The 24359-nt window shown below is 62.3% G+C and carries 27 protein-coding genes; 5 read left to right on the forward strand and 22 right to left on the reverse strand.

Annotated features, from left to right (window positions below; all coding sequences use genetic code 11):
* Positions 1-45: 45 nt before the first annotated feature.
* From Q0Z69_RS08890 to Q0Z69_RS08955, 14 genes are all read right to left on the reverse strand, one after another.
* The gene (locus tag Q0Z69_RS08890; RefSeq protein WP_298032269.1) at positions 46-939 is read right to left on the reverse strand and encodes a bifunctional riboflavin kinase/FAD synthetase; all 894 of its coding nucleotides are present in this window, start codon (positions 937-939) and stop codon (positions 46-48) included.
* Between the two features lie 5 nt (positions 940-944).
* Positions 945-1811, reverse strand: a complete 867-nt coding sequence (gene truB, locus Q0Z69_RS08895; RefSeq protein ID WP_298032273.1) for a tRNA pseudouridine(55) synthase TruB — start codon at positions 1809-1811, stop codon at positions 945-947.
* 198 nt (positions 1812-2009) lie between these two features.
* Complete coding sequence (locus tag Q0Z69_RS08900) at positions 2010-2150, reverse strand: hypothetical protein (RefSeq protein WP_298032276.1); 141 nt, start codon at positions 2148-2150, stop codon at positions 2010-2012.
* A 105-nt stretch (positions 2151-2255) separates the two neighbouring features.
* Entirely contained in the window at positions 2256-3212 is a 957-nt protein-coding gene (locus Q0Z69_RS08905; protein ID WP_298032280.1) for a bifunctional oligoribonuclease/PAP phosphatase NrnA, read from the reverse strand.
* Between the two features lie 3 nt (positions 3213-3215).
* The gene (rbfA, locus tag Q0Z69_RS08910; protein ID WP_298032283.1) at positions 3216-3611 is read right to left on the reverse strand and encodes a 30S ribosome-binding factor RbfA; all 396 of its coding nucleotides are present in this window, start codon (positions 3609-3611) and stop codon (positions 3216-3218) included.
* A gap of 342 nt (positions 3612-3953) precedes the next feature.
* On the reverse strand, positions 3954-4217 hold the full coding sequence (locus Q0Z69_RS08915) for a PF20097 family protein (RefSeq protein WP_298032286.1): 264 nt from the start codon (positions 4215-4217) through the stop codon (positions 3954-3956).
* A gap of 113 nt (positions 4218-4330) precedes the next feature.
* The gene (infB, locus tag Q0Z69_RS08920) at positions 4331-6700 is read right to left on the reverse strand and encodes a translation initiation factor IF-2 (protein ID WP_298032287.1); all 2370 of its coding nucleotides are present in this window, start codon (positions 6698-6700) and stop codon (positions 4331-4333) included.
* A gap of 66 nt (positions 6701-6766) precedes the next feature.
* The gene (locus Q0Z69_RS08925) at positions 6767-7447 is read right to left on the reverse strand and encodes a 50S ribosomal protein L7 (protein WP_298032290.1); all 681 of its coding nucleotides are present in this window, start codon (positions 7445-7447) and stop codon (positions 6767-6769) included.
* Positions 7437-7715 carry an RNase P modulator RnpM gene (locus Q0Z69_RS08930; RefSeq protein WP_298032293.1) on the reverse strand — a complete coding sequence of 93 codons (279 nt, stop codon included), beginning with the start codon at positions 7713-7715 and terminating at the stop codon, positions 7437-7439. Before Q0Z69_RS08930 ends, Q0Z69_RS08925 begins: the two co-directional genes overlap by 11 nt.
* 22 nt (positions 7716-7737) lie before the next feature.
* Positions 7738-8880: a transcription termination factor NusA gene (nusA, locus tag Q0Z69_RS08935; RefSeq protein WP_298032296.1), complete on the reverse strand. Its 1143-nt coding sequence runs from the start codon at positions 8878-8880 to the stop codon at positions 7738-7740.
* Between the two features lie 393 nt (positions 8881-9273).
* Positions 9274-9735: a ribosome maturation factor RimP gene (rimP, locus tag Q0Z69_RS08940; protein WP_298032298.1), complete on the reverse strand. Its 462-nt coding sequence runs from the start codon at positions 9733-9735 to the stop codon at positions 9274-9276.
* 354 nt (positions 9736-10089) lie between these two features.
* Positions 10090-10899: a metal ABC transporter permease gene (locus Q0Z69_RS08945; protein WP_298032301.1), complete on the reverse strand. Its 810-nt coding sequence runs from the start codon at positions 10897-10899 to the stop codon at positions 10090-10092.
* Positions 10896-11609: a metal ABC transporter ATP-binding protein gene (locus Q0Z69_RS08950; RefSeq protein WP_298032304.1), complete on the reverse strand. Its 714-nt coding sequence runs from the start codon at positions 11607-11609 to the stop codon at positions 10896-10898. The genes Q0Z69_RS08945 and Q0Z69_RS08950 overlap by 4 nt, the downstream gene beginning before the upstream one ends.
* The gene (locus Q0Z69_RS08955) at positions 11596-12012 is read right to left on the reverse strand and encodes a Fur family transcriptional regulator (RefSeq protein WP_298032306.1); all 417 of its coding nucleotides are present in this window, start codon (positions 12010-12012) and stop codon (positions 11596-11598) included. Before Q0Z69_RS08955 ends, Q0Z69_RS08950 begins: the two co-directional genes overlap by 14 nt.
* 183 nt (positions 12013-12195) lie before the next feature.
* On the opposite strand from Q0Z69_RS08955, the gene Q0Z69_RS08960 reads away from it, so the two are divergent.
* Positions 12196-13113 (forward strand): sugar phosphate nucleotidyltransferase, encoded by a 918-nt coding sequence (locus Q0Z69_RS08960; RefSeq protein WP_298032307.1) that lies wholly within the window; start codon positions 12196-12198, stop codon positions 13111-13113.
* A gap of 157 nt (positions 13114-13270) precedes the next feature.
* The gene (locus Q0Z69_RS08965; protein ID WP_298032309.1) at positions 13271-14113 is read left to right on the forward strand and encodes a GDSL-type esterase/lipase family protein; all 843 of its coding nucleotides are present in this window, start codon (positions 13271-13273) and stop codon (positions 14111-14113) included.
* Between the two features lie 80 nt (positions 14114-14193).
* On the opposite strand, the gene Q0Z69_RS08970 is transcribed toward Q0Z69_RS08965, so the two are convergent.
* Genes Q0Z69_RS08970 through Q0Z69_RS09000 form a run of 7 tightly spaced genes read right to left on the reverse strand, consistent with a single transcriptional unit; the run spans position 14194 to position 18053 of the window.
* Positions 14194-14610 carry a hypothetical protein gene (locus Q0Z69_RS08970; RefSeq protein ID WP_298032311.1) on the reverse strand — a complete coding sequence of 139 codons (417 nt, stop codon included), beginning with the start codon at positions 14608-14610 and terminating at the stop codon, positions 14194-14196.
* A 15-nt stretch (positions 14611-14625) separates the two neighbouring features.
* On the reverse strand, positions 14626-15123 hold the full coding sequence (locus Q0Z69_RS08975; RefSeq protein WP_298032314.1) for a hypothetical protein: 498 nt from the start codon (positions 15121-15123) through the stop codon (positions 14626-14628).
* A gap of 34 nt (positions 15124-15157) precedes the next feature.
* Positions 15158-16675, reverse strand: a complete 1518-nt coding sequence (locus tag Q0Z69_RS08980; RefSeq protein ID WP_298032317.1) for a DUF4173 domain-containing protein — start codon at positions 16673-16675, stop codon at positions 15158-15160.
* A gap of 52 nt (positions 16676-16727) precedes the next feature.
* Entirely contained in the window at positions 16728-17084 is a 357-nt protein-coding gene (locus Q0Z69_RS08985; RefSeq protein WP_298032320.1) for a hypothetical protein, read from the reverse strand.
* Positions 17081-17302 (reverse strand): helix-turn-helix transcriptional regulator, encoded by a 222-nt coding sequence (locus tag Q0Z69_RS08990; RefSeq protein WP_298032323.1) that lies wholly within the window; start codon positions 17300-17302, stop codon positions 17081-17083. Before Q0Z69_RS08990 ends, Q0Z69_RS08985 begins: the two co-directional genes overlap by 4 nt.
* A 17-nt stretch (positions 17303-17319) precedes the next feature.
* Positions 17320-17859, reverse strand: a complete 540-nt coding sequence (locus Q0Z69_RS08995; RefSeq protein WP_298032325.1) for a DUF2975 domain-containing protein — start codon at positions 17857-17859, stop codon at positions 17320-17322.
* 17 nt (positions 17860-17876) lie between these two features.
* Complete coding sequence (locus tag Q0Z69_RS09000) at positions 17877-18053, reverse strand: hypothetical protein (protein WP_298032328.1); 177 nt, start codon at positions 18051-18053, stop codon at positions 17877-17879.
* Between the two features lie 472 nt (positions 18054-18525).
* Here Q0Z69_RS09000 and Q0Z69_RS09005 point away from each other — a divergent pair, with 472 nt between their 5' ends.
* The 3 genes from Q0Z69_RS09005 to Q0Z69_RS09015 are packed head-to-tail and all read left to right on the forward strand — an operon-like array spanning position 18526 to position 22605.
* Complete coding sequence (locus Q0Z69_RS09005) at positions 18526-18966, forward strand: MarR family winged helix-turn-helix transcriptional regulator (RefSeq protein WP_298032332.1); 441 nt, start codon at positions 18526-18528, stop codon at positions 18964-18966.
* Positions 18960-20723 (forward strand): ABC transporter ATP-binding protein, encoded by a 1764-nt coding sequence (locus Q0Z69_RS09010; protein ID WP_298032334.1) that lies wholly within the window; start codon positions 18960-18962, stop codon positions 20721-20723. The genes Q0Z69_RS09005 and Q0Z69_RS09010 overlap by 7 nt, the downstream gene beginning before the upstream one ends.
* Positions 20716-22605, forward strand: coding sequence for an ABC transporter ATP-binding protein (locus Q0Z69_RS09015; protein WP_298032336.1), 1890 nt, complete (start codon positions 20716-20718; stop codon positions 22603-22605). The genes Q0Z69_RS09010 and Q0Z69_RS09015 overlap by 8 nt, the downstream gene beginning before the upstream one ends.
* Positions 22606-22964: 359 nt before the next feature.
* On the opposite strand, the gene Q0Z69_RS09020 is transcribed toward Q0Z69_RS09015, so the two are convergent.
* Positions 22965-24329: an MATE family efflux transporter gene (locus Q0Z69_RS09020; RefSeq protein WP_298032339.1), complete on the reverse strand. Its 1365-nt coding sequence runs from the start codon at positions 24327-24329 to the stop codon at positions 22965-22967.
* Positions 24330-24359: the final 30 nt, after the last annotated feature.

The following is a 24359-nucleotide window of genomic DNA, read 5'->3' on the forward strand; positions in this document are numbered from 1 at the left end:
CCGGCAGAGAGCAGAGATAGCCCGCCCAGGCCATTGTGTTCAGGCCTACTTTGCCAGGAGCCGCCGGGTCTCCTTCGCGTCGGCGGTGATTTGGGCTTTCAGGGCGTCCAGGGAGTCAAAGCGGATCTCGTCCCGGATGTGGTGGAAGAACTCCACCCGGACGGTCTGACCGTACAGGTCGCCGTCGAAGTCCAGCAGCCAGGATTCCACGGTGACGTCAGTGCCGTTGTTCACTGTGGGGCGGGTCCCCACATTGGTAACGGCGGGGCAGCGGGAGCCGTCCGGCAGATGGACCATGGTGGCGTAAACGCCGTGGCTGGGGACCAGTACATGAGGCGGCACCGTCAGGTTCACCGTGGGGATGCCGATGGTGTGGCCGATGCGGCGGCCGTGGCGGACGGTCTGGGTCAGAACATGAGGGTGGCCCAGAAATTGGGCGGCCCGTTCCACCTGTCCCAGTTCTACCAGGCGGCGGATGTAGGTGGAGCTGACGGTGACGCCGCCCACCTCCACCTTGGGGATGATGTCGCAGCCTAGGCCCAGCTCGGCGCACTTCTGAGCCAGCAGCTCCGGGGAGCCTTGATTCTTGTGGCCGAAGTGGTGGTCGTGGCCCGCCACCAGATGGACGGCATGATACCGCTTCACCAGGATCTCCGTGATAAAATCCTCCCAAGTGGTGGTCATCATCTCATGATCAAAGGGGACCATGATAACCTCCCGGATGCCGTACAGACGCTCCACCAGGTCCCGGCGGTCCTCCGGGGAGTTGATGAGAGGGCAGGAAATACCGGTGACTACCTCCTTCGGGACCCGGTCGAAGGTGAATACCGCCGGGACCGCGCCCCGTTGGGCTGCCTCCTCCGCCGTGCGGCGCAGAAGGGCTGCGTGGCCCAGGTGGACTCCGTCAAAGAAGCCCAGGGCAATGACTCGTTCTTTCATGGCTGTTACGCTCCAAAGAAGTTCTTGATGGAGGTCAGGGTGCCGCCTTCCGCCCGGGAGAGGCAGAGAAAGGCACCGTCCTGACCGTAGACACGGTAGACGCCGTCCGGCAGGCCGGGATCTGTGACGGGGTTGCCGTTGAGGACCCGTTTTTCTGTTTTGTCGGATCGCAGCAGCAGTATGGGGTGCTGGGCAAACAGGCTGTCGGCGGGGAGAAGCAGGGCTTCGCCCTGTTTCTGTACGTCTTCCAGCGTGACGGCATCCGCCAGAGTGAAGCCCGCCGCCATGGTGCGGCGGAGACTGTACAGCGTGCCGCCGCAGCCAAGGGCCTGCCCGATGTCGTGGCAGAGGGTGCGGATGTACGTTCCCTTGGAGCAGACGCAGCGGAGCAGGTACTCCGCCTCACCGGTCTGTTCCAGCAGCTCCAGCTCGTAGATGGTGACGGCTCGGGGCTTCCTGGCTACCTCCCTGCCCTTTCGGGCCAGGTCATAGAGCTTTTGCCCGTTGATCTTGATGGCGGAGTACATGGGCGGGATTTGTTGGATCTCCCCGGTAAAGCGGGCCAGCACGGCCTCCACGCCGCCCTGGGACACAGCCACAGGCCGGATCTCCAGGGTGGTTCCGGTGACGTCCTGGGTATCCGTGATCTGCCCCAGGCGGAGACCAGCCACATACTCCTTCCGGCTGTTTTCCGAGAACTCCACGGCCCGGGTCGCCTGGCCCACGAACACCGGCAAAACGCCGGTGGCCATGGGGTCCAGGGTCCCGCCGTGGCCGACCCGCTTTTCGTGAAAGATCCCCCGGAGTTTGGCGCAGACGTCCATGCTGGTCCAGCCGGCGGGCTTGTCGATGATGATGATCCCATTAGGCATTTTGATCAATGAGAAATTAGGAATGAGGAATGAGAAATTCCTTTCTCGATTCCAACCAAATTCCTAATTCCTAACTCCTGATTCCTAATTTTTGATGATCTTACCAGTCAGGATGGCGGTCCTGCTGGTCAGGCGGCAGCATTTCTCCTCGCCGCAGTGGGGGGCAGTAGAGGGGCATACGGAGGCCCTTGGCGCGAATCAGGCAGCCGCAGTGTGGTTCAGGGCCTGGATGACGTCCAGGGCCAGGAACGCAAAGGTCAGCACTCCGCAGACGATAGATCCCGACTGCTCGGTGATCCAGTACAGCACCAGCGCAATGACGATCAGGACCCCGCTCACCTTTCAGCTTGTCCAGCAGCTCATAGGGAAGCCTCCTTCTGATGTGTTTCGGGAAACCGCCGGCCAATGTGGACACCGGATCCTGCGGCGGCAGAACAGCTGATGTCACCGGGCGAAATCCGGGACCTTTTGGGCGATGCAGTCCAGGACCCGGTCCCGACAGACAGCCCAGGGGCCTTCGATGGTGGCCCCCGCCGCCGCCGCGTGGCCGCCGCCGCCCATCAGGCGGCAGACCTCTGTGGCATTGACCCGGGCCCCGGTCCGCAGAGAAAGCTTCCACACGTTTGGCCGCAGCTCCCGCATGGTGACGGCGCAGTCCACGCCCTGGATCTGCCCGCCCAGAGCGGACAGGTCCTCAGCATCGCTCTCAGTGGCCTGGACCCGCTCCATCAGAGACAGGGGGACGGACAGCACCGCGACCCGGTCCCGGTCGTAAAATGCGCAGTCGTTCAGCATGGCGCCCTCCAGCAGCATCCGCTTGCGGGATTTGGTGCGGAAGAACACCTTGTTGACGGTTTGGTAGTCGATGCCGGCGGACATCAGCGCCGCCGCTACGGCATGGGTATGAGCGGTGGTGTTGGCATAGGCGAAACAGCCGGTGTCGGTGGATACCGCCACATACAGCGGCAGGGCCAGCTCGGGCGTGATGGGGCCCAGGGCGGCCAAAATGTCATACAGCAATTCACCGCAGGCGGCGGCTTCCGGACGGACGATGTTGGTCCGGCCAAAGTGCTCGAAGGAGGGATGGTGGTCAATGGCCAGGTCGACGCGGTCCGCATAGGGCCTGGCGTTTTCCGGGAACAGGGCCGTGGTGGCGATGTCGGTAGAGACCACTTTCTCCGGCACAAAGCCGGCTGGGGCGGCGTAGGGGGCAAAATAGGGGGCGGTGGTCTCCGTCAGCTCCGGATTGGGCAGGAGCCAGGCGGTCTTGCCCAAGGCCCGGAGGCCCGCGCACAGGGCGGCGGCGCAGCCCACGGTATCCCCGTCGGGACGGACGTGGGTCAGGATCAGAATGTTGTCAAAGGTCCGCAGCAGGGAGGCGGCTTCCTGGACAGTCAGCATGGTTCACTCCTCCCCGTCTGAAAGGACGGCGTCGTTTTCGGGATTGACGGGCTTCACCTTGTCCGGGTCCCGCAGCAGCTCCAGAATGTGAGCGCCGTGCTGAATGGAGTCGTCGCCGATGAATTGCAGCTCCGGAGTGTAGCGCAATTGCAGGGCACGGCCCAGCTCCCGGCGCAGGAAGCCGGAGGCAGACTTCAGCCCCTTCAGCACGTCCTTTTCCTGGGACTTGTCCAGAACGCTGATATAGACTCGGGCGTAGCGCAGGTCGCCGGTGGTGTCGACCCGGGTCACGGAGACCATACCGACCTGGGAGACCCGGGGGTCCTTCAGGCGGCGGAGTTGATCGCTCAGCTCCCGCTGGATCTCTTCATTGATACGGCCGATTCGATTACTGGGCATGGGATTCCTCCTTTTGATATAATCACCGCTGTTGAAAGAAAACCAAGTTCTGTTTAACCGGCGGGGCGATGGCCTGCCAATGCGAATCTCACGATCTTCGCAAATGAAAACCGGTCCCGCAGACGCGGCATTTGCATGGGGCAGTCCGTTCCGCTGCAAAAAGTTTGCCCCGTTGGCGCGGATGTACTCTGCCGAACGGCAGGCAAAATGGCGGGGCCTTCATAGAGTTTCCATCCCCGCCCGCCCCGATCCATGGGAAAGGCGGCACTCATATGGCCCTTGTATGGTTGATGATTCCTCTCTCAAATTTTGGGGCAGTAACGAAAGCGGAAAGCTGTCAAATTACCAGCGTGTAATCACGCTTTGATAATCAAATACAACCATGCCGCATGGCTTGCAGATCCATTCATGGAAATCAGACGATGCAAAAGACTTTTTTGCAATCATTACATCCTCACCATCCTTCGGATTCAATGACAGTTTATGCCTCTGCCTGTTGAATGCAAGCCGATTACCTGTTTGTCCGTCCTTCATTTCACGGCCGCATTTGGGGCAGTTCCTATGCGCACTTCCTGCAATTCCACTTTGTCGTGTCGGTCCTATCATAGCCGGTTCCAGGCGCCAGCGTGCAATTAGCAGTAAAAGCCCTGAATGTATGGCAGGACCTGCTCCAATGACGCAGGGGCGGCGGCACTGCCGCCGCCCCTGCAATATGCGACTTATCTGGGGATCTCTTCCATGGTGAAGGCCTCAACAATATCTCCTTCTTTGATATCATTGAACTTCTCAATGGTCAGGCCGCACTCGAAGCGCTCCTTGACCTCCTTGGCGTCGTCCTTGAACCGCTTCAGGGAGGCCAGACTGCCCTCGTGGATGACGATGCCGTCCCGCACCAGGCGGACAGAGCAGGAACGGACGATCCTGCCATCCTGGACGTAGCAGCCGGCGATGGTGCCTACGCCGGAGACCTTGTAGGTCTGGCGGACCTCGGCGTGGCCCAGCACCACTTCCCGGTACTTGGGGGCCAGCATGCCTTTCATGGCCGCCTCGATCTCGTCGATGCAGTCGTAGATGACCCGGTACATCCGCATATCCACGTTCTGCCGCGCCGCGCCGTCCCGGGCGGCGGCGTCAGGCCGGACGTTGAAGCCCACGATGATGGCATTGGAGGACGCGGCCAGCATCACGTCGGATTCGTTGACGGCGCCTACGCCGCCGTGGATGACCCGGACGTTGACCTCGTCGTTGGAGAGCTTCTCCAAAGAGGCCTTCACGGCCTCCACGCTGCCCTGGACGTCGGCTTTGACGATCAGGGCCAGCTCCTTGCGCTCGCCGGCCTGGATCTGGTCGAACAGGTTCTCCAGAGAGACCTTCTGCACCGGCGCGGCGGCCTTGGCCTTTTCCTCGGCCTTGCGCTGCTCCACCAGCTCTCTTGCCATGCGCTCGTCGGCCACGGCGAAGAAGGGGCTGCCGGCAGAGGGGGCCTCGGAAAGGCCGGCGATCTCCACGGGGACGGAGGGACCGGCCTCAGTGAGGCGGTTGCCCTTGTAGTCCAGCATGGTGCGGACGCGGCCCACGGCGGTACCGGCGATGATGATGTCGCCCTGCTTCAGCGTGCCGTTCTGCACCAGCAGGGTCGCCACGGGGCCGCGGCCCTTGTCCAGCCGGGCCTCAATGACAGTGCCCTGGCCCGCCCGGTTGGGATTGGCCTTCAGCTCTTGGATCTCGGCCAGCAGGATCAGGTTCTCCAGCAGGTTGTCGATGCCAATGTTCTTCTTGGCGGAGATCTTGCAGCAGATGGTCTCGCCGCCCCACTCCTCAGGCACCAGACCGTGCTCGGTCAGCTGCTGCATGACCCGGTCGGGATTGGCGTTTTCCTTGTCGATCTTATTGACGGCCACGATGATGGGGATGTTGGCCGCCTTGGCGTGGTTGATGGACTCGATGGTCTGGGGCATGATACCGTCGTCCGCCGCCACCATCAGGATGGCGATGTCGGTGATCATGGCGCCCCGGGCGCGCATGGAGGTGAAGGCCTCGTGGCCCGGGGTATCCAGGAAGGTGATGGGCTTGCCGTTCACCTGCACCTGATAGGCGCCGATGTGCTGGGTGATGCCGCCGGCCTCGCCCGCCGCCACGGAGGTGTTGCGGATGGTGTCCAGCAGGCTGGTCTTGCCGTGGTCCACGTGGCCCATGACCACCACCACGGGAGCGCGGGGGACCAGGTCCTCCGGCTTATCCTCGTGGACGTCGATCAGCTTCTCCTCGATGGTGACGACCACTTCCTTCTCTACCTTGCAGCCCATCTCCTCGGCGATGATGGCGGCGGTGTCGAAGTCGATGACCTGGGAGAGGGAGGCCATGACGCCGTTCTTCATCAGGCACTTGACTACCTCGGCGCCGGTCTTTTTCATGCGGCTGGCCAGCTCACCTACGGAGATCTCATCGGGGATCTGCACCTTGATGGGGGCCTTCTTGGCGATCTCCAGCTGGAGGCGGCGCATTTTCTCCGCCTCATCCTGGCGGCGCTTGTTGGAAAAGGCGGGACCGTTCCGGCGCTGATTGCTGCGGAACTTTTCCTTGCCGCCCCGCTGCTGCATCCGCTCGCCCCGCTGGCCTCCCAGATCCTCCAAGCGCTCGTCGTACTTGGCCAGGTTCACGTCGCCGCCCTTGCGGGTGTCCACGATCTTCTTCTGCGGTACACGGCTGATGGGCTGGGCGGGCTTTGCCTGCTGAGCGGGCTGCTGTTTGCCCACCTGCTGGGGAGCCTGCTGGGCTGGCTTCCCGGGCTGTTTGCCGGCGGCGGGCTTGCCCTGCTGCTTGGCCGTCTGCTGGGCTTCCTGCTTGGCAGGAGCGGCTTTGGGGGCCTCCTGCTTGGCGGGGGCCGCCTCGGCATAGATGACCTGAATGCCGGAGATCTGATTGCGCTGGGTCAGATAGTCGAAAATGACGGACAGCTCATGGTCCGACAGGACCTGCATGTGGTTTTTCGGCGCGGCCACATACTTGGTCAGAATTTCGGTAATGGTCTTGGTGGGCAGGCCGAAGTCCTTGGCCACCTCATGGACCCTGTATTTTTCAATACCCAATAAAAACACCTCGTTACAGACCAACCGGGAGGTTGGGGAAATTTTTCAAAGATGCTGTCGGAACCGTCAGCCTTCCTTTTTGCGGAAGGAGCCTTTGCCCTTTTTCACCGGGCGGCTGTGGGCGTAGGGTCCGGCCTTTTTTCCGGGACGGAGCCTGCCGCCGCTGTGGCCTCCGTCCCTGCGGCCCGGCGGACCGGCAGTGGACCGGCGGAGCCCGGCGCTTCTGCGGGGCGGGGCCTTGCGGGGGCGTTCGCCGTCTGCGGACGCCCGTTTGCGAGACGGCTCCAGCGCGGGGGGCTGATCGGGAGGAGCCTTTTGGGACTTCCGTTTTCCAGTCCGCCGGTTCTTTTCATGGGCCAGCTGCTCGGAACGGCGCTCTGCGGCCCGCTGGGCTTTCAGCTCCAGGCGGTCTGCCGCCTTGCCGTACTGGACGGGGTCCAGAGCGGCCAATTTGCGGACCGCTGCGTTGGCAAGGCCGATATCCGTCACGGCCACCAGGGCCACGGCGGTGCGGCCGGTGGCGCGGCCCAGCTCCGCCTTGGTAAAGGGGAGCCGCAGCCACAGGCACTGGCCTGCCTCGGCGAAGTGCGCCGTCCGGCGGCGGGTGTTCTCCGCCGCGTCGGCGGCCAGCAGCAAGACCCGGGCGTCCCGGGCGCGGGCTGCGGCCTCCACCGGCTCCTCGCCGACGGCCAGATTGCCGCCCCGCAGGGCCAGCCCCAGCAGAGGGAGGAGGTTGTTACTGTCCATCGGTGCCTCCCAATTCCGCTTCCATGGCGTCGTAGACCTCAGGGGGGATGGCGGTCTCGAAGGCCCGCTCCAAGGCCCGGGACTTTCTGGCCCGCCGGAGGCAGGCCACGTCGTGGCACACATAGGCGCCCCGGCCCGGCTTTTTGCCGCTGAAGTCCAGGCTCACGTCACCCTCCGGGGATTTGACGACCCGAAGCAGCGCTTTTTTATCTTTCATTTCCCGGCAGCCCACACACTGCCGCTGGGGGATCTTTTTCACTTTCGGCATTTGTCAGGCCGCCTTTCCTTGCTTATTCTTCTTCCGGTTCGTCGGCGATCTCGATCAGCTCATCCGGGTCCTCGTCCCGGTAGCTGGCGGGCTTGATGTCGATCTTATAGCCCGTGAGCCGGGCGGCCAGGCGGGCGTTCTGGCCCTCCTTGCCGATGGCCAGGGACAGCTGATCGTCAGGCACGATGCAGCGGCAGGCCTTGCCTTCGCCGGTCATCCACACGTCCACCACGTCGGCGGGCGCCAGGGCGGCTGCGATGAAGGCGGCGGGATCGTCGTCCCACTTGATGATGTCGATCTTCTCGCCCCGCAGTTCCTCCACGATGTTGGCGACCCGCTGGCCCTTGGGGCCTACGCAGGCGCCGATGGGATCCACGTTGCCGTCGTTGCTCCAGACCGCCATCTTGGTGCGGCTGCCGGCCTCCCGGGCGATGGAGCGGACCTCCACGGTGCCGTCATAGATCTCAGGCACCTCCAGCTCGAACAGGCGCTTCACCAGGCCGGGGTGTGTCCGGGAGATCAGGATCTGGGGCCCCCGGGTGGAGCGGCGCACATCCACCACATAGACCTTGACGTGCATCCCCTCGGTCAGTTCCTCGCCGGGGACCTGTTCGCCGGCCATCAGCAGCGCCTCGGTGGATTCAGTGCCGGTGCCGATGCGCAGGGACACATTGCCGTTGCGGGGGTCCACGCGGGTCACTACGCCGGTGAGGATCTCATGCTGCTTGGAGTTGAATTCGTCATAGACCTGTCCACGTTCGGCTTCCCGCAGACCCTGGATGATGACCTGCTTGCCGTTTCCGGCGGCGATGCGGCCAAACTCCATCTTGTCCACGGGAATGTTGACCACGTCGCCGATCTCATATTTGGCAGAGAGGGCCTTGGCCTCGGCCAGAGGCATCTCGTTGAAGGGGTCCACGTAGTCCTCCTCGTCCACTACATTCTTTTGGACGTACATCTTCAGGTCCTGATGGGCCTCGTCCACATCCACGATGACGTTCTCCACGCCAGCGTGGTCCCGCTTGTAGGCGGTGGTGATGGCCTGGATGATCTTCTCCATCATGAAGGATTGAGGGATGTTGCGCTCCTTTTCCAGCAGCGCCAGGGCGGCGAAGATCTCCGCGGGATTCATACCTGCGGGTTCTTTCTGCTTTTTGCCTTTCATCGGTGATTCTCCTTACTGTTGTTTCGTTACCCTCAGTAGACAAAGGGCAATACGCCTGCCAGCGGCTAAAATCAACGCTGGCTGCGTCATCGTCCTAGGTGGGCGTCGGCCCACCGTCGTCCTCTTCCTTGCCAGCGCCGGTTTTTTCTCGCTGGCAGGTCTTTAGAGTTTTTCGGGAGCAGATTTAGTGGCTGGCAAGGCAGCCGAGGCCGCCGGGCTGGCGCCCGGCAACGAGGATAACGCAGTCAGCTGCTCAAGATGCCCCGAAAAACCGTATTGCCCTTTGTCCACTGAGGGTATCATGAATTGATAAAAATTTTACACCATTAGGAATTTAGACGGCTGAGGGGAAAGCTCTCATCCCCATATGGGCGGCTTTTGAGACAGTATGTCTCAAAACTCGACTCGAAGCCGCACCAGGGCCACGTCTTTTTTCTCGAAGGTCCGCCGCTGGCCGCCTTCCATGATGGTAACGGCGCCGGTGGCCTCGTCGTAATCCTCCAGAATGCCGGGAAATTCCTTGCGGCCGTCCTGATTGCGGTACAGCTTCACCAGCACGGGACAGTTCAGGAATCGCCGGAAGTCAGCGGGCCGCTTCAGCGCCCGCTCTGCCCCGGCGGAGCCGACCTCCAGAGTGTAGCTGCCTTCGATGGGGTCCGCTTCGTCCAGCAGGTCCGAAAGCTTGCGGGAGACGGCCTCGCAGTCCAGAATGTCCACGCCGCCCTCCTTGTCCAGCAGGACCCGGAGATACCAGGTGCCGGCTTCCTTGACGTACTCCACGTCCCAGAGGGTGCAGCCCTGCTCCGCAATGGCGGGGGCCGCCAGCTCGGCGGTGAGTTCGGTGATTTTTTTCATGAAGGACCTCCCTTTTGTTGGCGGATTTCGGAAATTTTGGGACCTTAAAAAGTCCAAAGAAAAGAGCGGACCGTTGGTCCACTCCATACCTTACATACTCTAACATACGTTAATATACCACAAATGATAGAGGAGTGCAAGTGTTTTCTTCTCCGCGGGTATAAAGCGCGGGTATAAAGCTCAAGTATCATTTTGAGCTGGGCGCGGGCGCGGACAGCTTTGTGTGGGAATGATCCTGTCCTTCTGCCGGGCGGTCTCGATATGAGCCCGCCCGGTTTTTGCCGTTTTCTCCGCATGGAGGGCGGATTTTTTAGGGAAGGGAAAACAGAACGGCCCGGCGGACCGGCCAGCGCTTCACCGCCGGAGGGCCGAGAACAGGCAGGCGGCCAGGAACACAGCCAGATCCACGCACACCACCGACGCGCCCACTGGTGTGGAGAGGGTGAAGGATGCTGTCAATCCCACGCAGAAGCAGGCCACCGAGGTGACGGCGGCAGAAAGGATGACGCCCCGGAAGCTGCGGAAGAGCCGCATGGCCGTCAGGGCGGGGAAGATCACCAGGGAGGAGATGAGCATGGCCCCCATCATCCGCATCCCCAGCACGATGGTAAGGGCGGTCAGCACCGCCAGCAGGGTGTTGTAGCGGTCCGCCTTCAAACCGGTGGCCCGGGAGAAGCTCTCATCAAAGGTGACGGCGAAGAGCCTGTGGTAATTCAGGGCGAACAGCGCCAGCACCGCGGCGCACAGCAGCACCGACAGCCCCACGTCTGCCTTGCTCATGGCCAGAACGCTGCCGAACATGTAGCTGTCCACGTCGGTGGTCATGCCGGTGGTGCGGGAGATGACCAGGATGCCGATGGCCAGAGCGGAGGCGCTCATGACGGCCACGGCGGCGTCGCTGTTCCAGCGGGGATGGTCCGCGACCCGCAGCAGAAGAAAGGCTGCCAAAATCACCACGGGGATGGAGAAGTACAGCGGCGTGACGCCCAGGGCCACGGCAATGGCCAGGGCGCCAAAGGAGACGTGGCTCAGGCCGTCGCCGATCATGGAGTACCGCTTCAGCACCAGGGGGACCCCCAGCAGGGCGGCGCACAGGCTCACCAGGACCCCGGCGACCAGGGCGCGCTGCATGAAGGGCCAGGAAAACATGAGCAGGATATTCATAGGTCCGCCTCCCGAAAACGCCGCCCCTGGGGGGAGGCCAGATAATCCGCCGCCGTGCCGAGGAAGAAGCCGTCCCGGCCGATGTGCAGGACCCGGCGGGCTCCACGGAGGGCAGCTTTCAGATCGTGGGTCACCATGACCACCGCCATACCCTCCTTTTCATGGAGGTAGGCAAGGGTCTTATACAGGTCCTGGGCGGCGGCAGGATCCAGGCCGGTGATGGGCTCGTCCAGGATCAGCAGGCGGCTGGCAGCGCACAGCGCCCGGGCCAGCAGGACCCGCTGCTGCTGGCCGCCGGACAGGTCCCGATAGCTCTTGTCCTTCAGCTCCAGAACGCCCAGTTTGCCCATGTTCATCAGAGCCTGGGATTTCTGGGCGGCAGTGTAGAAAAAGCGGAAGCTTCCCTGGTTCAAGCAGCCGGAGAGCACCACCTCGTACACGGTGGCGGGAAAATCCCGCTGGGCCTGGGTCTGCTGGGGCAGATAGCCCACAGCCCCCTTTTCCAGCTCCGGCGCCCGCTGGATGCTGCCGGACTGGGGCGTCAGCAGACCCAGAAGGCCCCGCAGCAGGGTCGATTTACCGGAGCCGTTGTCGCCTACAATGCACAGGTAATCTCCCGCCTGGATGGTCAGGTCCAGGTGGGCGAGGACGCTGCGGCCCTCATAGCCCAGGGAGACATCCCGGCAGACGATCAGCTCATTTGCTTTCACAGGCTGCCTCCTTTTCTCCGCAGGCGGCGCACAGGCCTGTCAGCACGGTGCGGCGGGGATCGACGCGGAAGTGGTGCTCCGCCTCCAGATGGCCGCACAACTCCCGCAGATGGTCGCAGTCCAGGTGGACGATGCGGCCGCAGCCCTCGCACCGCAGAAGGAAGCAGTCGTGAGCGGGGGAGGGATCTGGGCAATACTGGTACAGGGCGCCCTCTTCCGTGGCGATCTTGTGGATGCGGCCCGCCTGCTCCAGCTTTTCCAGCTGGCGGTAGATGGTGGCCAGGCCCACGCTCTGGCCCTCCCGGCGCAGATCCTCCGCCAGATCGGCGGCGGTGAGAGCCTCGGACCGGCGCTGGGACAGGCAGCGGAGCACGGCCTGACGCTGTTTGGTGGTATAGGGCATAGCAGTCCCTCCAAAAAAATGAGAATGAGAATCATTTTCATATTATAGGCGCTGGTCCAAAAAAGTCAAGAGGGACTGCAAAATGCCGGAAGACAGGGTTGCAAAACGCTGGAAAACACGATATGATATTTACATAAAACACCGCGGGAAACTGTGCGGTATGGTGCATAGGAGAGCAGACACATGAAAATTTCGTTGGTCATCATGGCGGCGGGCCTCGGCTCCCGATACGGCAGCAGCAAGCAGGTGGACGGCATCGGTCCGCACCATGAGATTTTGATGGAATACTCCATTTACGACGCCCTGCGGGCAGGCTTCAACAAGATCGTGTTCATCATCAAGCCGGAGATGGAGGAGATGATGGAGCGGCTGTGCGGCGGCTATCTGCGGCGAAAGACCGCCAGAGACGGAAGCCCTGTGGAGGTAGCCTACGCCTTCCAGGATTTTTCCTCAGTACCATCGTTTTATGCCATCCCGGCGGAGCGGACCAAGCCCTTTGGCACGGTCCACGCCCTGCTGTGCGCGGCGGATGTGGTGGACGGTCCCTGCTGCGTCATCAACGCCGACGATTACTATGGCATCGACGCCTACCGGACCATCTATGAGGAGCTGGTGAAGCTGCCCGCAGACGGGCGGGCCGCCATGGTGGGCTATTTGCTGAAAAATACCGCCAGCCTCCATGGTACGGTGTCCCGAGGGGTGTGTACCGTGGAAGGGGGCCGCCTGCGGTCTGTGCGGGAGGCATTGAAGATTCAGCTTTACCCCGACGGCTCCCTGCGGGACCTGGCGGAGGGCCAGGATCTGGCGCCGGACACGGTGGTGTCCATGAACTTCTGGGGCTTTGCCCCCTCTATCTTCCCGGCGCTGCGGGACTATTTTGAGGAGTTCCTGCGCTATGAGGCGGGGGATGACATCAAGGCGGAGTGTCTGCTGCCGGTGATGGTGGATCACCAGATGCGGGCGGGAAAGCTGGAGGTATCCGTGCTCAGTTCTGCCGACCGCTGGTTCGGCATGACCTATCAGCAGGACCGGGAGGTGGTGGCGGAGGAGCTGAAAAAGCTCCATGCCGCCGGGGCCTATCCGGAAGACCTGCGGAAATGAGGGCAGCAGTCCCGGGAAGCACTGAAAAAGTAACAAAATCCTGAGAAATTGATACCGTTTTTTAACCGGTTTGTTCCGACTTTTACCGGGGTCCTTCGTCTATAATAGTAGATAGAGACAAACGGCGGAGAGACTGGTGTGAAGGAACAGGGGATACATGGTGGGAAAGAGAGAAAAACAGAGAAAAAACAGGCTGCGTCTGCCGGGAGCGCTGCTGGCGCTGACGGCGGCGGTGCTCCTGCTGTCCTCCGGACGGCCCAGCGGCGTGGCAGCGGATTCTCCGGCAGAAGCGCCGGAGCCGGCGCGGCAGATGGTCCCGGCAGCCGCGATTCTGGCGGAGCCGGAGGCGGAACAGCCGCCGGAGGAGCAGCCGTCTGCCCAGGAACAGCCTTGGGCGCCGGTGCCGGAGAGCGAGGCGGTGGAGGATACATATTTTGACGACGTGGTGTTTCTGGGGGACTCCCGGACAGACGGCTTCCGGCTGTACAGCGGCCTGGAGACCGGCACCTATCTCTGCGCCACCGGGGCCACAGTGGAGTCGGTGTTCACCAAGGCAGTGGAGACGGGCCAGGGGAAGCTGCCCCTGCTGGATGCCCTGGCGGAAACGCCCTGCGGCAAGATCTATGTGATGCTGGGGGTCAACGAGCTGGGCTGGAATGGGACGGACATCTTCCGGGATCAGTGCGGCAGGATGATCGACCGCATCCGGTCGGACCATCCGGAGGCGGTGCTGGTGCTGCAGTCCATCATTCCGGTCAGCCGGAAGCAGGACGAAAAGGGCACCTATGTGAACAACGCCCGGGTCGACGCCTACAACACCGTTCTGCGGGAGCTGGCAGAGGAAAAGGACTGCCCCTTCGTCAATGTGGCGGAGGCCGTGACCGACGGAGACGGCTTCCTGCGGGCGGATTGGAACTTTGACGGCGTCCATCTGAATCAGGCAGGATGCCGGGCATGGCTGAGCTATCTGCGGACCCATCCTGTGACGGCGGAGAACTGAATATCCATAGCTCTATATACAGAAGAGCGGCACGGTGGCCGACCGTGCCGCTCTATTTTTGCCCATTTTTCAGTGCTTCTTTAAAAGTGCGCTTCGAAGAAATACCAGCCGGGGGAGATCAGGCGCGTTGTCCCATGGTTATCCCCCTCCCCCTGCCAGCACCAGCCGCCATCAGAGGGGACAAGGGGGACGCCGGTGTTTTGAAAGGCCAGGGGGACTTGGTCGGGGGAGTAGTAGAAGCCGTAATAGCCGCCCGGAGTCGTGAACAGCAGATACTCTATCATGGGGTGCTGGCCGGGCCAGTCGTTGGCGGTTTGGATATCGCCTCCGTAGGACAGGTGCTGTCCACGGAGAAAATAGTCGTCCACGGCGGTTTGCAGCTCCGCTTGATGAGCCTCTACATATCGGACGACCCGTTTTTCCGGCGCGGTCCGGCCAAGGATCAGCCAGAGGGCGAGAAGCAGGCAGAGAACGGTGGGAAGCAGGACTTTTTTCATCAGAGAGGCCTCCTGTCAGGTGTCGAATTCACAGCAGCAGAGCGTATGGCTGTCAGTATCATACAGAGCCAGAGTGAGGTTGAAGGAAGCCCGGTCCAGCAGGCCATGATCGCTGTGGGGGTCTGTGCTTTCACTGTGGCGGTCCTCAAAGTAGTAATAGCCGTGTTCCACAGTTGGGAGGAGGCAGTTGCCGTCCTCTCCGGTGAGATACGGCCCATTGCTGAAAGCGCCGTTCGAGATGCCGTAGGCCAGAATCGTCAGATTCCCGCTGAGGGGCAGGGGACGCCAGGGATTTTCCCGGGGCACTGGAGCGTCCTCTGGAAAAGCCAGCTCCCAATAGGCCAGCCCGTCGCCGTTGCCGCTGTGGGTATCGGAGGCGGCCGTGACTACGGCGGCTTCCGTGTCGAGACCGGGCAGGTCTGGCGGAACGTTTTCCGCTCCGCCGCAGGCAGCCAGAAGCAAAATGGGAAGAGCGGCGACGGACAGCCGCCGGAGAATGTGGATCAAATTCATGAGCAAGACTCCTTTCAAGCCTCCGGGCAGAGGTTCAATTGCCGCCTCCGGCGGCCAGCCACGCGGAGAGGGACCAGGTGCGCCAGTCGGCGCACTCGACCTGGGCATCGGCGCGGCGGGCGGCGAGCAGGATGTCCAGCCGCTGATAACCGCCGCCGCTACGGCAGATCAGGCTGCCGTCCAGTCGCTCCAGCTGGGAGAGAGTGTCATAGGACAGGCCATAGAGCAGATACCCTGTGTCGATGACGGCGCTCTCACCGCTGAGATAGTGGTCCACCTGGTTTTTTGCCACCAGATAGTCCACCGGGACGCAGTGAATCACCAGCCATCCCGCCAGGGCCAGGGGGAAGGCCAAGCGGCAGAAACCAAAGTCCGGGCGGAGGACCTTCCACAGCGCCGCCAGCAGGAACAGGGCCATCATCACCATGCCCCAGTAAGTCATGCAGCGCTTGAAGGAGAGGCCGTATGCGCTGACATACAGGGTCATCCGCCAGGCGGCGGAGGCCAGCAGCACCAGGCTCTCCCCCACCAGCAGGGCGGCGAGGACCCGCAAAGCGGCCCAGCTCCGCCCGGTCCGCCGGGACAGGGACAGCGCCGTCATAACGACAGCCAGGTTCACCACGGTAACGCCTACCATCTGGAAAAAGCCGCTGCGGGCCCACTCGGCGTAGCTGATGTTCTTTTGGGCCAGATAGTCCGGCCCGCCGAAAAGCCCGGCGGACTGGACTGCCAGAAACAGAAGATACAGCGCGTCCAGCACCGCCAGCACAAGCAGGAACAGCAGCGCGTCGGCGGCGGGAAGGGCGGGAGCGGCGGCAGACTTCAGGGGCTTGGGATGCCGGAGGCTGTACAGCAGGCCGAAGAGGAAGGGGGTCAGGATCAGTCCCCAGAACAGTTTCCAAAGAGCGATGGAGAGATGGCGCTGGAGCCAGGTCTGGAGGTCCGCCGTGGCGGCGGCGAACAGCGCGTCGGCAGAGGCCAGGATGGGCAGCAGGACCGCCAGCAGGGCCAGGGCGCAGACAGCGCCCGCCAGAAGGGACGGGACCCAGCGGCGCTTTTCTCCCCGGGGATCGGCCAGGGCGGCGAAAGCGGCCCCCAGCCGGCCGAAAAGGCCGGACAGCAGCAGGCACAGCCGCTCCCACAGCATCATGGGGCGGTACCAAGGCAGGCGGGGCGCGCCGGACAGGCCCACGGCGTGGACCGGCAGCAGCACCAGCAGGGCCAGCAGGTCCCACAGGCGGAAGTACCAGTTGGAGCCAAGGGCCAAAGTCAGGGCCAGGAACAGATCAGCCAGCAGCAGGATGCGGTTTGGGCGGGCCAGCAGCGGTCTGGAGCCGGTGAAGGAAAGCACCAGGGCGTACCACACAAAGACTGCGGCGGTGAGACCGGCGGTGGGGCCGTAGGTGAAGAGGGTGTTCACCAGCAGCACACAGAACGCCAGCGTGCAGGGAAGGAGCAGCCGCTCCTTTCGGGTTATTTCGTAATTCTGTGCAGGATTTTGGACAGGCTTCGCCGAGCCCCCCGCCGGGAGGGCATTTTCAAAAGGTTCCATATCAAATTCTCCTATCGCATTTGTCCGCCAATGACGGACGATTTCCCAATTATTAGGCCCACTCGTATTCCACGCGGCTGACGGTGCCGTTTTCGTGGAGATAGATGACCATATACTCCGGGAACCACTCCAGGCTCCGTCCGCTGCCGATCCAGTAGCAGCGGCGTGATTCTCCCCGCCAGGTCTCCGTATCCACATGGCCCAGCAGTGCGTCCAAAGCCGCTTCGTCCAGCCCTGCCAGCCCATCATATTGCCGCAGCAGGCTGCCCACCAGATTGCCCCGGTCATGCAGTGCCGCCCAGCGGGAGGGGGTAAAGTGGTGGCGGTACCAGAAAGCGCCGCCCAGCAGAGGGACCAGGCAGAGCAGCAACGTTCCGCGGCGGCGGGCAGATAAGCGTGATAAACTCATGGCGTATCCTCTCCGTCCGGCACGAATTCCAGGATGTCTCCCGGCTGGCAGTTTAGGGCGGCGCAGATGGCCTCCAGGGTGGAGAAGCGCACCGCCTTGGCCTTGTTGTTTTTTAGGATGGACAGGTTGGCCAGGGTGATGTCCACCTTCTCCGAAAGCTGGTTCAGGGACATCTTCCGCTTTGCCATCATCACGTCCAGATTGACGATAATTGCCATCGTGCAGCGCCTCCTCCTCAGATCGTCAGGTCGTTTTCCGCCTTCAGCTCCGCCGCCTGGCGAAACAGGGCGGACATCACCAGGCACAGCAGGCCGAACATGGCGAACAGGGGCACGAACAGAGCGTTGTAGGTGGCCAGGGGAGCGGCAGAGCGGTACCAGCAGACGCTGAACACAACCCGGGCCAGGGCCGCGGCGGCGATGAGAAAGGCGCAGGCGGCGGCCCGGTTCAGGGAAAGGGCGTTCTCCATAGAAAACGGCTCCCCCCGCAGAATGGTGTTCAGGACCCGACGGGCCTGCCGGAGGATGACGGCGGTGCAGACGCCGGAGAACAGCAGAAACAGGGTCAGAACAGCCAAATAGGCGTCGCCCCAGACACCGGTCCAGGCCAGCAGGAAATAGCGGGGGGAAACGTGGAACAGTTGGTGCGTCCGCGCCTGCGGCGACGCGAAAACCACGCCGGGAACGAGAAAGAGGGCGATCAGGTTGCAGATGAACGTGATCAGCACCAAGATGTTCAAAACTTTGGCAATTTTTTGCACGGCGGTCGATTCCATAGATGGTTTCCTCCTTCTCACATGCGGGTTATGAATTCCATCAGCACAGCGTAGCCAACTGCCAGAAGCAGCAGCATAGCGGCAGCAGCGCACAGCCGGGCCAGACTTTTCCGGCGGACGCCCTGGACCAGCAGAACGACGGCCAGGATGAACAGCAGCAGGGCGATGGGTGTCAAAAATGTGGTGAGTCCCATAAGAGATACCTCCGGCAGAGCGAGAAATAGCAGGCTGTGGGCCTGCCGTGGCTCTTTGAGGGCATCTTAACATGAGACTTATTGATTGTCAATGATTATTTATTGATTTTCGATAAAATTAAAAAAGGATAGGCATATCCTCAGTGGACAACGAGCAGTAAAAAAGACAGAACGCGGGCGGCCCACAGGGCCGCCCGCGTTCTGGTTTGATATAGAGAAAGGAGAGGGAAAATGGTGTGTGTCGGTCAAGCTTCCCGCTTGACGGTTTCATCATATCGGGCCGCCGGTGAATTGTCAACAGGGAATCCAGAATCTTCATAATTTGTTTACAACCCTCTGGATATCCACGATTTTTGTTTACAAAACGTTCAAAAAATATCAACATTTTGCATATTGACTGCCTGCGGCGGGCATGCTAGTATTTAGTACACTAACTTTTAGCACACTAAATATTTAGAAAAGGAGGATGGGTATGGACCATCCCAATGCTTTGGGACCTGTGCTGGGCTGCTGCGCCCATTTGGCGAAAGAGCGGATGGACGCGCGGCTGTCCGGCTACGACGTGACCCCCGCCCAGACCCACGCCCTGCTGTATCTCCACCACCACGGGGGCAGCGCGCCTCAGTGCGAGCTGACGGCCTTTTGGAAGGTGAAGCCTTCCACGGCCAACGGCATTTTGGACCGGATGGAGGAGAAGGGCCTGGTGCGGCGGACCGTCATTGGCAGCGACGCCCGAAAGCGCTTGATAACCCTGACGGAAAAGGGCGAGGAGCGGCAGCTGCTGTTCCGGGAGCGGTTCATGGACACGGAGCGGGCGCTGCTCCGGGGCTTCACCCTGGAGGAGGAGCAGACGCTACGGAGCCTTTTGGACAGGATCATCCGTAATCTGGAGGAGGACCGGAAACTATGCTGAAAAAACTGTGGCCTCATGCGCAGCCCTATACCCTGTGGATCGTGACGGGCGTGGGATGCAGCGCCGCCGAGGCGATCTTTGAGCTGCTGATCCCTCTGGTGATGAGCGATATCGTGGATATCGGCATCGCCAATGGGGACCAGAATTTTATTTTGAGAAAAGGCCTGCTGATGGTGGTGATGGCGGTGGTTTCCCTGGCCTTCGGCGTAGGGGCGGCCATCTGCTCCTCTGTGGCTGGCCAGGGCTTCGGCGCCAATCTGCGGAAGGCGGAGTACGACCACATCCAGACCTTTGCCTTTTCCAACATCGAGCGGTTCTCCACCGCCTCCCTGGTGACCCGGCTGACCAACGATGTGAACAACATGCAGATGACGCTGATGTTCAGCATGCGGCTGCTGGTGCGGGCGCCGGTGATGCTGGTGAGCGCTCTGGTGCTGTCCGTCCGCATCAGTATGGAACTGAGCGGCGTGTTCCTGGTGGCGATTCCCCTGCTGGCGGTGGTGGTGAGTGTGATCCTGGTGAAGGCAGGACCCATGTTCCGCTCCCTTCAGGAGCGGACCGACGCGCTGAACCTGGTGGTCCAGGAGGACCTGACCGGCATCCGGGTCGTCAAATCCTTCGTGCGCCAAGACCATGAGCAGGAGAAGTTCGCCAAGCGGAACCAGGCGCTGAAGAGCGCCTCGGAGCGGGCCTTCGGCGTGGTGGTGGTGAACATGCCCATCATGATGCTGATCGTCTACGGCACCATCATCGCCGTCATGTGGTTCGGCGGACAGATGGTCTACGGCGGGACGCTGGAGGCTGGCAAGCTCATCACATTTTTCACCTACATCACCCAGATCATGATGTCGCTGATGATGGTGTCCATGACCTTCATGATGCTGACCCGGTCTGTGGCCTGCGCCAAGCGCATCGTGGAGGTGCTGGAAGAGCGGCCTGCCATTGACGACAGCGAGGCGGAGCTGGATGTGAACGATGCGGAATGCGAGCGGCCGGCGGCGGTGAAGGACGGCTCCATCGACTTTGACCATGTGTCCTTCAAGTACAGTGCCGACAGTCCGGAGTGGGTCCTGCGGGATATCGACCTGCACATCCGCTCCGGCCAGACAGTGGGCATCCTGGGCGGCACCGGCAGCGGCAAGACCAGCCTGGTGGCCCTGATTCCCCGGCTGTACGAGGCGGACGAGGGTACGGTGTCCGTGGGAGGCCGTCCCGTGAGAGCCTATACCATGGAGCACCTGCGGGACGCGGTCTCCGTGGTGCTGCAGAAAAATACCTTGTTCTCCGGCACCATCCGGGAAAATCTGCTGTGGGGCGATCCCAACGCCACGGAGGAGCAGCTGTGGGCCGCCTGCCGCGCCGCCTGCGCCGACGAGTTTTTGGAGCGGATGCCCGACGGATTGGACACGGACCTGGGCCAGGGGGGCGTCAACGTCTCCGGCGGCCAGAAGCAGCGGCTGTGCATCGCCCGGGCCATTTTGAAGCGGCCCAAGGTACTGATCCTGGACGACTCCACCAGCGCTGTGGATACCGCCACCGACGCGAAGATCCGCAGCGCCTTCGTCAATGAGCTGCGGGACACCACCAAGCTCATCATCACCCAGCGGGTCACCTCCGTGATGGACGCGGACCTGATCCTGGTGATGGACGGAGGCCGTGTGGCGGCCCAGGGGACCCACAGCGAATTGATGGAGACCTGTGAGATCTACCGCGAGGTCTATCACTCCCAGCAGGAAGGGGTTGGTATCGATGGCTGAGAACAGAAACGCGCACCCCGGCCGGCCGGGACACGGCCCCAAGGGCGGCTTCCGCAAGCCCAAGGACATGTGGGGAACACTGCGGAAGCTGATGGCCTATCTGGGCCGGTATAAAGCCTACTTGGCGGTGGTGGTGGCGCTGCTGGTGATCTCCTCCGCCTGCACTGTGGGCGGGTCCTATATCATCTCTCCCCTCATCGACGACTATATTCTGCCCGGCGATTTTCCGGGGCTGGCGCGGATGCTGGGGGTCATGGCGGCGGTGTATATCACCGGCGCGGCCTGCTCCTTCGGCTATGCCCGCATCATGGTCCATGTGTCTCAGAACACGGTGGCAAGGATCCGGGAGGACCTGTTTGCCCGGATGCAGAAGCTGCCCCTGCAATACTTTGACACCCACACCCACGGCGAACTGATGAGCCGGTATACCAACGACATCGAAACGGTGTCCGAGGCGCTGAACAACAGCTTCGGCAGCCTGGTGTCCTGTGCGCTGAACTTCACCGGCACTATCATTATGATGCTGGTGCTCAGCCCGTCGCTGACCCTCATCACCTTCGCCATGCTGGCGGTGATGCTCTGGGTCGTCAAGACCATCGGGGGCCGCAGCCGCCGCTACTTCGCTGCGCAGCAGAAGGCCGTGGGCGAGGTGAACGGCTATATCGAGGAGATGATCGAGGGGCAGAAGGTCATCAAGGTATTCAACCACGAGCACGCCGCCATGGCGGGCTTCGCGGAGCGGAACGAGACCTACCGCCAGGCAGGGACCCGCGCCCAGATCTACGCCGGCATGATGATGCCGGTGATGGGCAACCTCAGCTACGTCAATTACGCTATCACCTGCTGCGTGGGAGCGATCCTGGCTGTGGGCGGCGGAGGCTTCGATCTGGGAGACCTGGCGGCATTTCTGCTGTATGCCAAGCAGGTGAGCCAGCCTATCACACAGATCTCCCAGCAGATGAATACCATCCTCTCCGCCGTGGCTGGTGCGGAGCGCATCTTTGAGGTGATGGAGGTCCAGCCGGAGACCGACGAGGGCCAGGTGGCTCTGGTCCGGGTCACGGAGGACCGGGCGGGCCGTCTGACAGAGGCCGGATTCGACACCGGCTCCTGGGCCTGGAAGCATCCGGATGGCACGCTGACGCCTCTGCGGGGAGACGTGCGGTTCGACCATGTGGTGTTCGGCTACGATGAGCGGAAGGTCATTCTTCACGATATCTCCCTGTTTGCAAAGCCCGGGCAGAAGATCGCCTTTGTCGGCTCCACCGGCGCGGGCAAGACCACTATCACCAGCCTCATCAACCGGTTCTACGAGATCCAGAGCGGCACCATTACCTACGACGGCATCGACGTGCGGGACATCGAGAAGGACTCTTTGCGCCGCTCCCTCGGCGTGGTGCTGCAGGACACCCACCTGTTCACCGGCACCGTGGCGGACAATATCCGCTACGGCCGTCTGGACGCCTCCGACGAGGAGGTGGAGGCCGCCGCCCGGCTGGCGGGGGCGGACACCTTCATCCGGCACTTGCCCCGTGGCTATGCCACTGTGCTCTCTGGCGACGGCGGCAGCCTGAGCCAGGGGGAGCGGCAGCTGCTGAACATTGCCCGGGCGGCCTGCGCCAATCCGCCGGTGCTGATCCTGGACGAGGCCACCAGCTCCATCGATACCCGCACCGAAAAGCTCATCGAAAAGGGCATGGACCGGCTGATGGCGGGGAGGACCGTGTTCGTCATTGCCCACCGGCTGTCCACCGTCCGCAACGCCAAGGCCATCATGGTGCTGGAGCAGGGCGAGATCATCGAGCGGGGCGACCACGACGACCTGCTGGAGCAGCGGGGGCGGTATTACCAGCTGTACACAGGCCGGGCGGAGCTTGACTGAGAAGGCGGGAACGCACTGTCAGCGTTTTTCCGAATGGCAGGCCATGTCCATCTGGCCTGCCGCCGGCCCTGTGTTCCGGCAGGGCGGCCGGATCGGCGAAAAAACAGCCGTCCGGGCATTTGCCCGGACGGCTCAGCATGTCAAAAAGTCTCATGGAGTTCGCGCCTACAGGCGCGAAAAAAGTTGGATTGATGTTTCCCGGCGACATGTGCGTCGGGAAACATACCTCTCGGCCCGCAAGTGTGCGAGTTGGCTGCGGCCAACGAGTGCGCGCGGCGGGCTGTGGTCTTTTGCCGGAAAGCCCCGCAGGGACTCTCCGGCAGTTTTAGCCGTCCGGGCATTTGCCCAGACGGCCGTTTCTATGCCAGATGCTCCTGCCGCAGGCGGCGGGAGGTCCTGACGAAGTACAGGACCTCCGCAGCACCGGTGATGGTCCAGGAGAAGATGTACAGAAGATACAGCGACGGCACTGTGCGGAAGTGGGCGAACACGGTGCAGACCCACACGACCCGGAACACACAGGAGCCTAAGATGACCAGCACCATGGGGACCAGGCTTTTGCCCAGACCCCGGGAGGCGGCGATGGAATTGTCCATAAAGGCGGAGAAACCGTAGGAGAGGCCCATGATGGTCAGCCGGGCCATGCCGGCCTCCACCACCTCCGGCTCCCGGGTAAAGAGGGAGAGGAACTGGGGACCGAAAGCCAGCAGAAGAAGGCCCAGCGTCAGGCCTGCGCCGAAGGCGTAGACAGTGCAGAGCAGGTAGCTGCGGCGGATGCGGTCCCACCGCCCGGCGCCGAAGTTTTGGCCGATAAAGCTGCTGCAGGCGGTGTAGACGGCGGCCATGACGTCATAGATGAGGCCGTCAGCGTTGGCGGCTGCGGAGTTGCCCTCCACCATAGTGGCGGAGAAGGAGTTGACACCCATCTGGATGAACAGATTGGCCAAGGCGAAGATGCCGTGCTGAAAGGCAGAGGGGATGCCCAGGGCCAGGATGGTCTGGCTGCGGCTTTTGTACAGCCGGAGGGCCGAAAGGCGGAGACCGTGGCCTTCCCGGCAGCGAAAGAGGGCGATGGTCATCAGCGCGGCGGAGATATATTGGGAAATGACGCTGGCTGCCGCCACGCCCGCCACGTCCATCCCGCAGACGATGACGAAGAACAGGTTCAGCGCGATATTCACCGCTCCGGCGATGGAGAGGTAGCACAGGGGACGCCGGGTGTCGCCCACAGCGCTGAACACCGCGTTGCCGAAATTATAGATCCCCAGGGCGGGCATCCCCAGAAAATAGATGCGGAGATACAGCGCTGCGCCGTCGATCAGCTCCTCCTTGGTGCGGAGCAGGGACAGGATGTCCCGGGCGAACACCGTGCCTACCAGCAAAAGCAGCAGCCCTGCCAGGGTGCACAGGATAGCGGCGGAGTGGACCGTTTCCGACAGCTCCTTTTTGCTGCGGGCACCGAAGTGGAGGGCCGTCAGCACGTTGACGCCGCTGGACAGGCCGATGAGCAGCCCGGTGAACAGAGAAACCAAAATGGTGGTGGAGCCTACGGAGCCAAGGGCCAGCGGTCCGGCGAACTGGCCCACCACCGCCACATCCGCCATGTTGAAGAGGACCTGAAGAACATTGGAGAGGATCAGGGGAACGCTGAAGAAAAAGATCTGCTTTGCCAGAGGACCCTGGGTCAGGTCCTGGGACGCGGAACGCCGCGCGGCTGTTTTCATGAGAACGCCTCCTATCGTGCGCTGACCACT

The organism is uncultured Dysosmobacter sp. (assembly GCF_947631165.1).
In the GTDB taxonomy this organism is placed as follows: domain Bacteria; phylum Bacillota; class Clostridia; order Oscillospirales; family Oscillospiraceae; genus Oscillibacter.

Bases quoted from the DNA above. Each gene is read 5' to 3' on its own strand.
- Q0Z69_RS08890 (WP_298032269.1), bottom strand. From the start codon at position 939: ATGAAAGAACGAGTCATTGCCCTGGGCTTCTTTGACGGAGTCCACCTG.
- truB (WP_298032273.1), bottom strand. From the start codon at position 1,811: ATGCCTAATGGGATCATCATCATCGACAAGCCCGCCGGCTGGACCAGC.
- Q0Z69_RS08905 (WP_298032280.1), bottom strand. From the start codon at position 3,212: ATGCTGACTGTCCAGGAAGCCGCCTCCCTGCTGCGGACCTTTGACAAC.
- rbfA (WP_298032283.1), bottom strand. From the start codon at position 3,611: ATGCCCAGTAATCGAATCGGCCGTATCAATGAAGAGATCCAGCGGGAG.
- Q0Z69_RS08915 (WP_298032286.1), bottom strand. From the start codon at position 4,217: ATGATAGGACCGACACGACAAAGTGGAATTGCAGGAAGTGCGCATAGG.
- Q0Z69_RS08925 (WP_298032290.1), bottom strand. From the start codon at position 7,447: ATGGACAGTAACAACCTCCTCCCTCTGCTGGGGCTGGCCCTGCGGGGC.
- Q0Z69_RS08930 (WP_298032293.1), bottom strand. From the start codon at position 7,715: ATGCCGAAAGTGAAAAAGATCCCCCAGCGGCAGTGTGTGGGCTGCCGG.
- nusA (WP_298032296.1), bottom strand. From the start codon at position 8,880: ATGAAAGGCAAAAAGCAGAAAGAACCCGCAGGTATGAATCCCGCGGAG.
- rimP (WP_298032298.1), bottom strand. From the start codon at position 9,735: ATGAAAAAAATCACCGAACTCACCGCCGAGCTGGCGGCCCCCGCCATT.
- Q0Z69_RS08945 (WP_298032301.1), bottom strand. From the start codon at position 10,899: ATGAATATCCTGCTCATGTTTTCCTGGCCCTTCATGCAGCGCGCCCTG.
- Q0Z69_RS08955 (WP_298032306.1), bottom strand. From the start codon at position 12,012: ATGCCCTATACCACCAAACAGCGTCAGGCCGTGCTCCGCTGCCTGTCC.
- Q0Z69_RS08960 (WP_298032307.1), top strand. From the start codon at position 12,196: ATGAAAATTTCGTTGGTCATCATGGCGGCGGGCCTCGGCTCCCGATAC.
- Q0Z69_RS08965 (WP_298032309.1), top strand. From the start codon at position 13,271: ATGGTGGGAAAGAGAGAAAAACAGAGAAAAAACAGGCTGCGTCTGCCG.
- Q0Z69_RS08970 (WP_298032311.1), bottom strand. From the start codon at position 14,610: ATGAAAAAAGTCCTGCTTCCCACCGTTCTCTGCCTGCTTCTCGCCCTC.
- Q0Z69_RS08975 (WP_298032314.1), bottom strand. From the start codon at position 15,123: ATGAATTTGATCCACATTCTCCGGCGGCTGTCCGTCGCCGCTCTTCCC.
- Q0Z69_RS08980 (WP_298032317.1), bottom strand. From the start codon at position 16,675: ATGGAACCTTTTGAAAATGCCCTCCCGGCGGGGGGCTCGGCGAAGCCT.
- Q0Z69_RS08985 (WP_298032320.1), bottom strand. From the start codon at position 17,084: ATGAGTTTATCACGCTTATCTGCCCGCCGCCGCGGAACGTTGCTGCTC.
- Q0Z69_RS08990 (WP_298032323.1), bottom strand. From the start codon at position 17,302: ATGGCAATTATCGTCAATCTGGACGTGATGATGGCAAAGCGGAAGATG.
- Q0Z69_RS08995 (WP_298032325.1), bottom strand. From the start codon at position 17,859: ATGGAATCGACCGCCGTGCAAAAAATTGCCAAAGTTTTGAACATCTTG.
- Q0Z69_RS09000 (WP_298032328.1), bottom strand. From the start codon at position 18,053: ATGGGACTCACCACATTTTTGACACCCATCGCCCTGCTGCTGTTCATC.
- Q0Z69_RS09005 (WP_298032332.1), top strand. From the start codon at position 18,526: ATGGACCATCCCAATGCTTTGGGACCTGTGCTGGGCTGCTGCGCCCAT.
- Q0Z69_RS09010 (WP_298032334.1), top strand. From the start codon at position 18,960: ATGCTGAAAAAACTGTGGCCTCATGCGCAGCCCTATACCCTGTGGATC.
- Q0Z69_RS09015 (WP_298032336.1), top strand. From the start codon at position 20,716: ATGGCTGAGAACAGAAACGCGCACCCCGGCCGGCCGGGACACGGCCCC.
- Q0Z69_RS09020 (WP_298032339.1), bottom strand. From the start codon at position 24,329: ATGAAAACAGCCGCGCGGCGTTCCGCGTCCCAGGACCTGACCCAGGGT.